We start from the raw sequence: 12,747 nt of genomic DNA, 5'->3' as shown, positions 1-12,747 counted from the left end.
TCAGGCCGCGGGGGCGGGTTCATGCTCGTAGCAGATGCGCGCGGTATCCGCTGGCGAGAGCGCTTCGCCGGTCAGTCCGCAGCGGTATCCGCTTCCTTCCGCGCCGATGAGATGGCGGCAGCTGTGGCACGCTCCAAAGGTGCGGTATCCGTTGGATAGCTGGGCGTGCTGCAACAGGGTCCTGAGGGTGCGTGTCGCCTCCTCGCATCGCCCCTCCTCCACGCGCTCGAGGGTGTGGCTCCAGCGTGCAGGAATTGCGAGTTTTTGTAGAATTTTCCGACCCTTGGCGCTAAGCGCGAGGTGCACCACGCGGCCGTCGGAAGGGTCTCCGGTCTTGCTGAGATAGCCGGCTTGCTCGAGCAGTTTCAGGGTCTGTGACACGGTACCTTTGGTCGAGCCGAGGTACGCCGCGAGCGCCGCCGGGGTGTTGCTGTAGCGGTTGCAGCGTTCCAGGTAGCGCAGCGCGTCGATGTGCACCGGCTGCAGGCCAAAGGCACCGGCGTCGGCGCGCTGTTCGGCGCGCAACAGGCCTCCTATGCGTTCGATGTACTCGAGCAGTACCGATCGATCCATATGACTATGGTATCGGCACGATACGGTCTTGACAAATACCGGTGCACCTCCATAAAGTATCGACTCGAAACCAAATAGGAGGGTCGGTCATGAAGCTGCGTAGGGTGGCAACGGTTGGGGCGCTGGTTCTGGGGCTTGCGGCGGCGGGGTACGCAACCGGGTCGGGCAGTGTCGGCTATCCGGAGGGGTACCGGGCATGGCAGCATGTCAAATCCATGGTGATATTGCCCGGGCACGCCCTGGAGAACCCGTTTCTGGGCATTCATCATGTCTACGCCAACGACAAGGGTATCAGGGGTCTGCGCGACGGCCGTTACCAGGACGGCGCCGTGCTGGTGTTCGATCTGCTGGATTACAGCGAGGGCGGCGGCAGCCTGCAGGAGGGTGCACGGAAGCTGGTCGGGGTGATGGAGCGGGATGCCAAACGGTTTGCCGATACTGGCGGGTGGGGTTTCGAGGGGTTTGCCGGTGACAGTCGCACCAAGCGCCTGACGCAGGACGGCGGGAAGTCCTGCTATGACTGTCACGCCTCCCAGCAGGCCACGACGTACGTCTTCAGCGCCCTGCGCGACTGAAGCCGGCGCCCATGCTGCACAGGGGCCGGCATGTACATGCCGGCCCCGTCCTGTTTGTGGGGCGGGCGCCGTGTGCGAACCCTCGCCTGCATGGCGACCGGTGCGGATGCTACCATAGGTCCGCCACGGGTTCCGTCATCGCCGGGGGCCGCACGACTTCACCGCTCTTATGAAACTCAATCGCTGCCAGTGGGCACGGGATACCTTTCCGGCCTATGAGAAATATCATGACGAAGAATGGGGCGTCCCGGTGCACGACGACCGCGTGCATTTCGAATTCCTCCTCCTCGAGGGCGCGCAGGCCGGGTTGAGCTGGGCCACCATTCTCAAGCGGCGCCCCGGCTACCGCAAGGCGTTTTCCGGATTCGATCCACACATTGTCGCGCGCTACTCCCCGGCCAGGGTCGAACGGCTGCTGCAGTTCGACGGCATCATCCGCAACCGTCTGAAGGTGGAGTCCGCCGTCACCAACGCGCGCGCCTTCCTTGCCGTGCAGGAGGAGTACGGCAGCTTCGACGAATACATATGGGGTTTCGTCCACGGCAGGACCATCGTGAATCGACGGCGGAATCTCAAACAGATTCCCGCAACGACGCCGGAGTCGAATGCCCTCAGCCGGGACCTCATGCGCCGCGGCTTCAGGTTCACCGGCAGTACCGTCATGTACGCGCACATGCAGGCCTGCGGCCTGGTGAATGACCACACGACGGATTGCTTTCGTTTCCCGGAAATCACGCATAAGTACCGGCAGATATAGTGGCCGCGTGATGCATGTTGCGCGCCATCCATCCGCCGGGGGGGGGCCCTCCGCCGGCGGGGGGGGGGGGGCGCGGGGCGGGGGGGGGTTGTGTCCCAGGGGTGGGGGGGGGGGGGTACCTTGGGGGCGGGGGGGGGCGCCCTCCCCCGGCTTCGGGGGGGCCCGGGGGGGGGCGGGGTTTCCCGCGCGCGGCCGGGGGTCCCGGGGGGGGCGCCCCCGGGGGCGGGGCGGCCGGGACCCGAGAGCGGTATGTGATTATCGCCGGTTCAGGGCGCATTGGACCTGCATCCGGTGGACGTAGTCATCATCCCTCCGCTGTGTCCCCGGCGGATCACCAGTACGGCGCAGAGTATCTGGTATTCCTCGCCATCTGTACGCCACGCTTCAGGTGGGATGTTCATGAAGACCTGGAGGCAGTACCGATGAGCTGACCGGTGGTCCCTTTCCCGTGACGCTGCAGACAATCCACCAGCTGCGGCCGGGAACGGGCCTCGGGTCACCCCGCTGCGCACTCGAGGTGCAACACGTGTTTCGGCGTGGTGCGCACCGGGCACAACGGTACCGGGACAACTTTAGCAACTCACTGACTTTTCGTTGATTCCCGCCTTGGCATGCATCCTGCTCTGGTCGTGAGGTGGACTGTTCGCCACAAGGACGTGGCGGCTTCACCCGCCTTGATGGATGGATGTACCGTCATGGCGCGCGCCGGCTTGCTGGCCGGTCGACACGCAGGATGCGCGGCTAATCTGCAGGATTGCGTCTGTTGATCAGTTCAATGCAAGTCAGAGACATGAGGAGCGGCAAGCTATGAGGCATGGTGATATTTCCAGCAGCAGGGATACAGTCGGCGTCGCGGTGGTGAACTATAAAATGCCACGGCTCCACACCAAGGCCGAGGTGCTCGCCAACGCGCGCGCCATTGGCGAGATGATCGTCGGCATGAAGACCGGTCTGCCGGGCATGGACCTGGTGATCTTCCCCGAGTACAGCACCATGGGGATCATGTACGACCCGGCGGAAATGATGGTGACGGCGGCCACGGTGCCGGGCGAGGAGACCGAGATCTTCGCCGAGGCCTGCCGCAAGGCTAATACCTGGGGAGTGTTCTCGCTGACCGGCGAACGGCATGAGGAGCATCCGAGCAAGGCGCCTTATAACACCCTGGTGCTGATCGACAACAAGGGGCGCATTGTACAGAAATACCGCAAATGCTTGCCCTGGTGTCCGATCGAGGGCTGGTATCCGGGCGACCGCACCTACGTCACCGAGGGACCGAAGGGCCTCAAGATCAGCCTCATCATCTGCGACGATGGCAATTATCCCGAAATCTGGCGTGACTGTGCCATGAAGGGGGCCGAGCTGATCGTACGCTGCCAGGGATACATGTATCCCGCCAAGGATCAGCAGGTGATGATGGCCAAGGCGATGGCCTGGGCGAACAACTGCTATGTGGCTGTCGCCAACGCCGCCGGCTTCGACGGTGTCTATTCCTATTTTGGCCACTCGGCCATCATCGGCTTCGATGGGCGTACCCTGGGCGAGTGCGGCGAGGAAGAGATGGGGATTCAGTATGCCCAGCTCTCTGTCTCCACAATCCGCGACGCGCGCGCAAACGACCAGGCGCAGAACCACCTCTTCAAGCTGCTGCATCGCGGCTATACCGGCATCTACAACTCCGGCGACGGCGACAAGGGCGTGGCCGAATGTCCGTTTGAATTTTATCGCACCTGGGTGATGGATGCGGAAAAGGCGCAGCAGGGCGTCGAGAAACTCACGCGCTCCACCATCGGCGTCGCCGAGTGTCCGGTAGGTGGGCTGCCCTGCAAGGAGCAGGAAAAGTCCGCTGCGCAGCGGTAACAGGACGGCACCGGATACCCGTGCCGGGGTTTGGTGGGGCAGTCGGGAAGAGCGATGCCCTTCATCAACGACATGCTGACCGAGCTTAACCGGGGCGAGGGAATTCTCGGCGCGCCATCAGACCCTGCGCCCGGCGGTCTGGCATCACGGTTTCAGTTCAGTCCGGAAGCCGTCATGGCGCGTCTGCGCGCCCGGATCGTAGGCCAGGATCAGGCCCTCGCAGCGATTGAATCCTTGCTCAACCTGGTCAAGGCGGATCTCGGCGATCCGCGCCGTCCGCTGCAGGTCGTTTTATTTCTGGGGCCGACCGGTGTGGGCAAGACCGAGCTGATACGTGTGCTCGCCGAGTCGATCCACGGAAGTCCAGATGCCTGCTGCCGCATCGATATGAACACGCTTGCCCAGGACCATTACGCGGCGGCAATCACCGGCGCTCCTCCCGGCTATGTGGGCAGCCGGGAAGGTGCGACGCTGCTGGATATCGAACTGATCGGGGGCAGCTTTGGCCGTCCCGGGATCGTGCTTTTCGACGAGATCGAAAAGGCGGGAAAGGAAGTGATCCGGGCCCTGCTCAATGTTTTTGACCACGGCCGCCTGACCCTGTCATCGGGGGCAAAAACCGTGGATTTCCGCAATGCGCTGGTTTTCATGACGAGCAATCTTGCCGCGCGCGATATCCTGCGCTACGAAGATGGTTTGAGCCGCGGCTGGCGCCGCATTGTGCCCGTTTCCATTGCGGCCCGGCGCCGCCGCATCGGCGAGATCATGGACGTGGCGCTGCACCGAACCTTCGACCCCGAGTTCATCAATCGCATCGACCGCGTGATCATGTTCAACAGTCTGGAGCCCGAGTCATGCGATGCGCTCATCGAGCTGGAACTCGGCCGCCTCAATGCCCGCCTGGCGCTCTCCGGCTGGGCTGTCGCGCTCGATCCGCCCGCACGTGCCTGGCTTGCGTGGCGTGGATTCGACCGCCGTTTCGGAGCTCGTGCCATCGCGCGATCCTTTCGATGCGATGTGACAGCTGTGCTGGTGGAGGTGATTGCCCGTTCAGCTCGAATCACCGACGGAACGATGAGGCGCCGGCTGATCGGGCGGCTCGAAGGTGGCGGTATCCGGTTCTACTGCGCGCTGCCCTCCTAGTTGTTCGCTGACCGCAGGTAAACCGCCGTGCTCCTTCCGGCAGCCTTATGATTTTCCGGCGGGAATCCGATACAAAACCATGATCTGTGCGGGACCTGAACCCGGGAGGCTTCCATGGCGCATCACCGATATCTACTTCTCGCGGCGTGCCTGACGTTCTTCGGCTGCACAGGCGGCGATCAACCCGATGATCAGGCTGGAGACCGCACGGGCGATCATGTCTGGAAGGGACAGGAAAACGCCTACAAAAAGGCGCAGGAGATAGCGCCGATGCTGGAGGAAACGGACATCCGTCGCCGTGATCTCATGGAAGAACAAGGCGGCTAGCGCAATCGCCGGCCCTATCCCGCAGGGATATACGGCGCCACGTCGGGCCATGTCCTGGAGCGGCGCACGGGGCACTCCGGATCGGGTGTCATCTGCGGATGATCCAATCGCGCGGAACTTCCATGTCAGGCCGGCATCTTACGATAGAAGCATGGCTTGACCGCGAACGTCTAAGGATTTACTTAGTGGCACAGGTCATGCGTCCTCCAGCGTGTTGGGCAGTGCTGGAGAAAATGGGATTGCACGACTCGCGCCTGACAGGCCGCGTACGGACGGGATTGTTTCGATATCGCGGTATGTCGGTAACCGCGCCCGGACAAAGCTGCAGTCGAGCTGATGCCACCGGCAACCAGGATTCTGATCGTCAGGGCATACCTCTTCTTCGTTGTATCACGCCGGCAGGATGTTGGAGAATGGCCGTCGGCTACCTCTACCTGTATAGTTTGGTCGAGCTTCAGCGGCGGATTTACAGACATGGGTGAGATATATGCATTGGTATAAGCATCTTGGGATGATCGCCTCGCTGGCTGCCCTCATGCCGGGCTATGCAGCCAGCGTACATGCGGAGGAGACCGGATGGTATGTCGGCGGCGGAGCGGGCAGCAGTCTGGTAGACATGGACGAGGAATTCTGGTCGGACAGTTCGATCACGACATCCGAGATCGAGACATCAGGTGCGGGATATCAGCTGTACGCCGGCTATCGTCTGCATCGCCATTTTGCACTGGAGGTCGGTTATATGCGCTTGACCGACACGATTTTCAGCGGTGCCTCCAACGGTGTCAGCTCCATCTGGGATGCGGGGCCGATCGAGGGCAGGACTGAGGTAGACGGCATATCGATCCAGGGGCTCGCGCTTTGGCCGCTGGACAGCTTGAATCTGGCCATGTTTCTCAAGGGCGGGTTGTTCATGTGGGATTCGCTTGCACGGTACAACGAGACGATCAACGATATCCACCGCTTCAATGACGATGGTGGATCGTTGATCGGAGGTTTGGGGGCCGAGGTGAATGTGTGGGGTGACTGGCGGCTCCGGGGTAGCGTGGAAGTTACCGCCGTTGGTATCGCAAACCGCGAGGTGGTTACTGCAGCGATTGCGACGATGGGTGTGATGCACCCGCTCTATTGAGTACGGTGAACATGAAGCGATACATGTGTGTAATTTGCGGCTTCATTTACGATGAGGCGCTGGGACTGCCCGAGCATGGCATCAGCCCCGGTACGGCCTGGCAGGATGTACCTTTGACCTGGCGCTGCCCCGATTGCGGGGCCGGCAAGGATGATTTTGAAATGATCGAGGTCTGACGAAATCTGCGGCCATGAGCGCCAGCCGGTGATGGAAGCTGTTATCAGCCTTCATCAAAAAAAAGGGAGCGCAGATTGCGCTCCCGAGACACGCGCTGTGAGGAGGGTCATACGCGTGGTTGGTTGAAGATCAGCCGGACATCATGGGAGGCAGTATATCGGGCGCCCAATATAAAATGCAAATAATTCTCATTATTTATTTTGTCCGGGGGATGCCCGGGCTGCGTCGCGCGACACAGATGCGACTGTAAATTCCGCGGCAGGACATCGATACGGTGGGGTCAACACGATTTCAGAAGGGCGATAAAAACAAAAGCCAGCCTCTTGAGGCTGGCTTTTGCCGGTACCGCAGTGGCCGGAGTATTACAGGCCGAGGATGAAATCCACGAGCGTGGCGATGTCGGCATCGGAGACGCGCGGTGAATAGGGGGGCATCGGGACGCCACCGGTCACCTCGGTCCAGTTGCCTTTACCACCGGCCTTGACCTTACTAACCAAGGCATCCTTCGCGCCCGCGTCGCCCTTGTACTTCTTGGCGACATCCGACCAAGACGGGCCGACGACCTTCTTGTCGATCGCGTGGCAGGCGGTGCAGCCACTGGATGCTGCCAGCGGGGGCATATCGGCAGCCATGACCTGGCTTGCGCCCAGGGTTAAAGCGGCGGCGGCCGTCAGATTCAACCAACGTAATTTCATGATAATACTCCCTCCTTACGGACGTGACTTCGTTATAGTGATCTTAAAGGAGCCCGCAGCTCATTGTTCACGGCTGCGATGCGATTCGGAATTCAGCCGAATACCTTGGCTGAACTCGAATATTATTGTTTGCCCTGAAAATTGGCGGTTCATTATGCCGATGTTCATTTTGGCATGTCAAGCCGCCTGCGAAGATACAGAAAAATGAATCAGGGAGTTGCGATGCGCACCCGGACGGGTGCTCGTCCTTGGTGTCCAGGCAGGAGAGGTGGGGTACAACCCATTATGGATGTCCGCGCCTGTCTCAGTACGCCGAGACAGCAAACCAGAGCCACCACCCGCGCGCACTTGCGGCGCTGCTGTACACTCCCGCCCTGGCAGGCCGAGGCGTGAAGCGTGAGACGGACTGTAGTTATATCAGCGGTGCAGCTCTTCGTTACCACCCTGTCGGCGTGCAGCCCTGTACAGGTGGATTTCCAAATCGAGCGAACACCAGTCGCTGAATCCGATGATCTTGCGTTTTCCGTTCAGGTACTCGATCACCACTTTCGCAGGACGGCCGGAGGAGTAGCCAACGGCCCATACCTTGATCAACTGGCCCGTCATGTTCATATACCAGTTGCCAACCACCGCTTTCTGCTTCACTGACATATATATTTCCTCTCTCGGATACATATATTTTATGTACGGATACGAAGTATAACACAACAGGAAATTATCAAGTGGAACATAAGCTTAATTTCGTAGAAACAATTGCTTATCATCTCGGTGGCGCGGGCGATCGGACCCGTGCCCCGTGCGGAGCGCTTAACCGCACTTGGATTCGCCGCAATTGAGACAGGTCAGGCACCCGTCCATCTGTATCATTGCCTTCGTGTGGCATTTGGAGCAGAGCTGGGCTCCGTCAGGAAAAGACCCGCCAACGTCACCGCCTGCCTGGCCGGGCGACTGCTCGAATTCTCGGCGTTTCGCTGCGACGAATTGCTTCTGATGATCGTCGAGGCGGTCGCCCTTGATCAGCCCGATGAAGCGCAGGTGGTTCTCGATGACGTCGCCGATCTCGGCGACCAGGGAGGGCATGAATTTTCCGCCGCGCTTGAAATAGCCGCCGCGCGGATCGAACACCGAGTGCAGTTCCTCCACCAGGAAGGTGACATCGCCGCCCTTGCGGAAGACGGCGGAGATGATGCGGGTGAGCGCCACGATCCACTGGAAATGGTCCATGTTCTTCGAGTTGATGAAGATCTCGAACGGCCGGCGCAGTTCGTGTTCCGTGCCTGGGTTCAGTACGATGTCGTTGATCGTCACGTAAAGTGCATGCTCGGTGAGCGGCGTCTTGACCTTGTAGGTCGAACCGAGCAGCATGTCCGGCCGCTCGAGTTTTTCGTGCATATGAATGATGTTGGAAGCCGGTTGGGCGCTTTCTGCCGCATCGGCCTCGTCTCTGGCCACTTCGTAGCCCACGATCTTGTTGTCAATCTTTATCGCCATAACCGGGGTTTCTCCACGCTGAGTATGATCAACCGTCAGTATTTGCCGTAGTAGCCTTCCTTGAGGGCATCGTACAGATTTGCTGCGGAGTGAGTCTCGCCGTCGTACTCGATCTCCTCATTGCCCTTCGCCTCCACTACGGTGCCGTCCAGCAGCTTGAAGCGGTAGACCGTGTTTTCGAGGTCCTTTTCCTTGACCAGTACGCCCTGGAAGGCCTCCGGATTGAAGCGGAAGGTGGTGCAGCCCTTGAGGCCCTGCTCATAGGCGTAAAAGTAGATGTCCTTGAATTTTTCGTAATCGTAGTCGCTCGGCACGTTGGCCGTTTTGGAGATGGAGGAGTCGACCCATTTCTGCGCGGCAGCCTGCACATCCACATGCTCCTTGGGCGTGATGTCGTCGGCCGAGACAAAATACTCAGGCAGGCGCTCCCCCTCCTTGTCTGAGCCCGGCACCGACTTGGGATTGACCAGCTCGCGGTAGGCGAGCAGTTCGAAGGAGTAGACGTCGATCTTTTCCTTTGTTTTGCGGCCTTCGCGGATGACGTTGCGGAAGTAGTGATGGGCGAAGCTGGGTTCGATGCCGTTGCTCGCGTTGTTGGCCAGGGACAGCGAGATCGTGCCGGTCGGGGCGATCGAGGTGTGGTGGGTGAAGCGTGCCCCGATGTCGGCCAGACGGTCCACCAGCTCAGGTGCAACCTCGGCGATGCGCTGCATGTAGCGGCTGTAGCGGGCGTGCAGGATCTTGCCCTTGATGCGGTCGCCGAGCCGGTGGCCGTCGCGCGCCATTTCGGGCCGTTTGCGCAGCATTTCCGCGGTGACGGGAAATTCCTGCTCCAGGATCGGGGCCGGTCCCTTCTCTATGGCCAGATCCAGCGCAGTCTCCCAGCCCACCAGCGCCATCTCGCGCGTGACGCGTTCGGTGAACTCCAGCGAGTCCCTGGCGCCGTATTTCATGCGCAGCATGGTGATGGTGGAGCCAAGCCCGAGATAGCCCATGCCGTGGCGGCGCTTGTTCCGGATCTCGTTGCGTTGCTGTTCGAGCGGCAGGCCATTGACCTCCACCACGTTGTCGAGCATGCGGGTGAAGATCGCGACCGCCTTGCGATATGCGTCCCAGTCGAAGCGGGCGCGGTCGGAGAAGGGATCGTGCACGAACTTGGTCAGGTTGATCGATCCCAGCAGGCAGGAGCCGTAGGGCGGCAGCGGCTGCTCGCCGCAGGGATTGGTGGCGCGGATGTTCTCGCAGAACCAGTTGTTGTTCATCTCGTTGACCTTGTCGATCAGGATGAAGCCGGGTTCGGCGTAGTCATAGGTGGAGGTCATGATGAGGTTCCACAAGTGCCGCGCCTTGATCGTACGCTCGATCTTGCACGCCACCAGTCCCGACTCGTTGGTGATGTAGCCGGTCTTGGTCGGCCATTCGCGCCACACCACCTGCTCGGGATTGTCCAGCTCGAGTTCACCACTCTCGATCATCGCGGGCGACGCGGGGAACGCCAGCTGCCAGCTGCGGTCGTTCTTGACCGCATCCATGAATTCCTGGGTGATCAGCAGCGACAGGTTGAACTGCCGCAGGCGGCCGTCCTCGCGCTTGGCGCGGATGAAGTTGATCACGTCGGGGTGCCCGATGTCGAAGGTGCCCATCTGCGCGCCGCGGCGCCCGCCCGCCGAGGACACCGTGAAACACATCTTGTCGTAGATGTCCATGAACGACATCGGTCCGGAGGTATAGGCCCCGGCGCCCGAGACGTAGCCGCCGCGCGGCCGCAGCGTGGAGAACTCATAGCCGATACCGCAGCCGGCCTTGAGCGTCAGGCCGGCCTCGTGCACCTTGCCGAGGATGTTGTCCATCGAGTCCTCGATGGTGCCGGAGACTGTGCAGTTGATGGTCGAGGTTGCCGGTTTGTGGTCCTGTGCCCCGGCGTTGGAGACGATTCGCCCGGCCGGGATGGCGCCGGTACGCAGGGCCCACAGAAACTCTTCGTACCATTGGTCACGTTTTTCCTGCGTTTCCTCCGCGTCCGCCAGTGCGCGGGCGATGCGCTTATAGGTGTCGTCGATGGTCTGGTCGAGTACACGGCCGCTTTTGCTCTTCAGTCGGTATTTTTTATCCCAGATGTCACGGGAGGCGGCTTGCAGCGGGATGTCAGCGGCGTCGCTTGCAACTACACGCAGGTGTACAGATTCCATCGTCGGTGTATCTCCTTATCGTTATCGTTTTTCTGCGGTCCCCTGGCCGTCAACACAAGATGTTGTGTTGATGGCCAGGGGGCGGGTCATTGTATGGGATGGGGGCAATCGTCTCCACGTCTGGATGGATGCATGAATAATATCCATGTAAAACAATGTGATGATTTTATAATTCGAGCGCCGAAGAGACCCGATTTGGGTGTATCATGCGAGGGAGAATGATGCTCCATTCAAATCAGAAACACAATATATTGTGTTTCTTGTGTACAAGATCGGAATTGAATGTACACAACGGCTGGACAAGCTGTGGATAAGCTGTGGATTGTGAAAAATATCAGACAGATAACGCGGCATCGAAATGAATATATAGGAACAAACCTGTATTCAGTCTGGTCCAATCCGACTGGGTGAATTCATCGGGTCTAGAACAGCATGAAAGAAAAAAATCGCATCACGTTTATTGCCGCTGCCTGTGTTCTGCTTGCGTGCGCCGGCGCGGGTTTCCCATTGTCGGTTTCCGCGTCGCTGCCCGCCGCCGATTCGCAGGGCAGGGAGCTGCCGAGCCTCGCCCCGATGCTGGACCGCGTCTTGCCGGCGGTGGTGAATATCTCCACCCTCAGCCGGGTGCCGGTACGGGACAATCCGCTGCTGAGCGACCCGTTTTTCCGCCGGTTCTTCAATCTGCCGGACCGCCCGCTGGAGCGACAGGCGCAAAGCCTGGGATCCGGGGTGATCATCGACGCCGGGCAGGGTTACGTTCTGACCAACAATCACGTGATCGACAAGGCGACGGAGATCCGCGTCACGCTGATGGACGGCCGCCAGCTGACCGCCAGGCTGATCGGTGCCGATCCTGAGGCGGATGTCGCAGTCATCCAGATCCCCGCTGAGGGCCTGACCGCACTGCCGGTGGCGGACTCCTCCCGCCTGCGCGTCGGCGATTTCGTCGTTGCCATCGGCAATCCCTTCGGGCTGGGACAGACAGTGACCTCCGGCATCGTCAGCGCGCTGGGACGCAGCGGGCTCGGCATCGAAGGTTTCGAGGATTTTATTCAGACCGACGCCTCCATCAATCCGGGCAATTCCGGCGGCGCGCTGGTCAATCTGCGCGGCGAGCTGGTCGGGGTGAATACCGCGATCATCGCTCCGGGAGGCGGAAATGTCGGCATCGGCTTCGCCATTCCGACCAACATGGCGTCCCTGATCATGAGCCAGCTCGTCGAGTACGGCGAGGTCAGGCGCGGACAGCTGGGCATAGCGGCACAGGATCTCACCCCGGAGCTTGCCCAGGCCTTCGGTGTCCAGGAGCTGGTCCAGGGTGTGGTCGTGGTGCAGGTGGGCGACGACACCTCCGCGGCACGCGCGGGGATCAGGAGCGGGGATATCGTGGTCAATATCAACGGCCGCGATGTCCGCACCCGTTCCGAGCTGCGCACTGCTGTCGGATTGTTACGGATCGGCGAGAAGATCAGGATCGAGATCGTGCGCGACGGGAAGCGCCGGACCCTGACTGCGGAGATCGCGGAGCCCGTTCTGGAGCAGGTCACGGGTGATGAATTGAACCCCCGCCTGGCCGGTGCCGTGTTCGGAGAGCTCGACGAGAGTTCGCCGCTGTACGGCAGCATCGAAGGTGTGGTTGTCGCCGACATCAAGGCGAGCAGCCCGGCGCAGCGCAGCGGTCTGCGCCCGGGTGATATCGTGGTCGCCGTGAACCGGCGCCCGGTGGCGTCGCTCGAGGAATTCCGGCAGGCGGTCAGTTCCGGAGACAACCGCGTCCTGCTCAATGTTCAGCGCGGACAGATGGCGTTGTTCATCGCGTTGCAATAGCGGATTT

General features: G+C 60.8%; 13 protein-coding genes. 8 read left to right on the top strand and 5 right to left on the bottom strand.

Features of this window, described 5'->3' with window-relative positions; all coding sequences use genetic code 11:
• On the bottom strand, positions 1-573 hold the full coding sequence (locus IPK65_02795) for a winged helix-turn-helix transcriptional regulator (GenBank protein ID MBK8162104.1): 573 nt from the start codon (positions 571-573) through the stop codon (positions 1-3).
• A gap of 89 nt (positions 574-662) precedes the next feature.
• Between IPK65_02795 and IPK65_02790 the strand changes: the two genes are divergently transcribed.
• From IPK65_02790 to IPK65_02760, 7 genes are all read left to right on the top strand, one after another.
• Positions 663-1,148: a cytochrome P460 family protein gene (locus tag IPK65_02790; protein MBK8162103.1), complete on the top strand. Its 486-nt coding sequence runs from the start codon at positions 663-665 to the stop codon at positions 1,146-1,148.
• Between the two features lie 169 nt (positions 1,149-1,317).
• Complete coding sequence (locus IPK65_02785; GenBank protein MBK8162102.1) at positions 1,318-1,905, top strand: DNA-3-methyladenine glycosylase I; 588 nt, start codon at positions 1,318-1,320, stop codon at positions 1,903-1,905.
• Between the two features lie 807 nt (positions 1,906-2,712).
• Entirely contained in the window at positions 2,713-3,762 is a 1,050-nt protein-coding gene (locus tag IPK65_02780; GenBank protein MBK8162101.1) for an aliphatic amidase, read from the top strand.
• A 54-nt stretch (positions 3,763-3,816) separates the two neighbouring features.
• Positions 3,817-4,905 (top strand): ATP-dependent Clp protease ATP-binding subunit, encoded by a 1,089-nt coding sequence (locus IPK65_02775; protein ID MBK8162100.1) that lies wholly within the window; start codon positions 3,817-3,819, stop codon positions 4,903-4,905.
• A 114-nt stretch (positions 4,906-5,019) separates the two neighbouring features.
• A complete protein-coding gene (locus IPK65_02770; protein MBK8162099.1) occupies positions 5,020-5,232 on the top strand; it encodes a hypothetical protein in 213 nt (70 codons plus the stop codon).
• A gap of 511 nt (positions 5,233-5,743) precedes the next feature.
• Positions 5,744-6,361, top strand: coding sequence for an outer membrane beta-barrel protein (locus tag IPK65_02765; GenBank protein ID MBK8162098.1), 618 nt, complete (start codon positions 5,744-5,746; stop codon positions 6,359-6,361).
• 11 nt (positions 6,362-6,372) lie between these two features.
• A complete protein-coding gene (locus tag IPK65_02760; GenBank protein MBK8162097.1) occupies positions 6,373-6,537 on the top strand; it encodes a rubredoxin in 165 nt (54 codons plus the stop codon).
• Positions 6,538-6,900: 363 nt separating this feature from the next.
• On the opposite strand, the gene IPK65_02755 is transcribed toward IPK65_02760, so the two are convergent.
• The 4 genes from IPK65_02755 to IPK65_02740 all read right to left on the bottom strand — a co-directional run bounded on the left by IPK65_02755 (position 6,901) and on the right by IPK65_02740 (position 10,913).
• Positions 6,901-7,233: a c-type cytochrome gene (locus IPK65_02755; protein ID MBK8162096.1), complete on the bottom strand. Its 333-nt coding sequence runs from the start codon at positions 7,231-7,233 to the stop codon at positions 6,901-6,903.
• A 417-nt stretch (positions 7,234-7,650) separates the two neighbouring features.
• Complete coding sequence (locus tag IPK65_02750; GenBank protein MBK8162095.1) at positions 7,651-7,884, bottom strand: hypothetical protein; 234 nt, start codon at positions 7,882-7,884, stop codon at positions 7,651-7,653.
• Between the two features lie 156 nt (positions 7,885-8,040).
• Positions 8,041-8,724, bottom strand: coding sequence for an NrdJb (locus tag IPK65_02745; protein ID MBK8162094.1), 684 nt, complete (start codon positions 8,722-8,724; stop codon positions 8,041-8,043).
• Between the two features lie 35 nt (positions 8,725-8,759).
• Positions 8,760-10,913, bottom strand: a complete 2,154-nt coding sequence (locus tag IPK65_02740) for an adenosylcobalamin-dependent ribonucleoside-diphosphate reductase (protein MBK8162093.1) — start codon at positions 10,911-10,913, stop codon at positions 8,760-8,762.
• Positions 10,914-11,345: 432 nt separating this feature from the next.
• On the opposite strand from IPK65_02740, the gene IPK65_02735 reads away from it, so the two are divergent.
• Positions 11,346-12,740: a DegQ family serine endoprotease gene (locus IPK65_02735; protein MBK8162092.1), complete on the top strand. Its 1,395-nt coding sequence runs from the start codon at positions 11,346-11,348 to the stop codon at positions 12,738-12,740.
• The last annotated feature ends 7 nt before the right edge of the window (positions 12,741-12,747 follow it).

Source organism: Gammaproteobacteria bacterium, from assembly GCA_016712635.1.
Taxonomy (GTDB): Bacteria; Pseudomonadota; Gammaproteobacteria; order SZUA-140; family SZUA-140; genus JADJWH01.
Note: the sequence above shows the minus strand (reverse complement) of the source record. Positions and strands in the feature narration are given on the sequence as shown.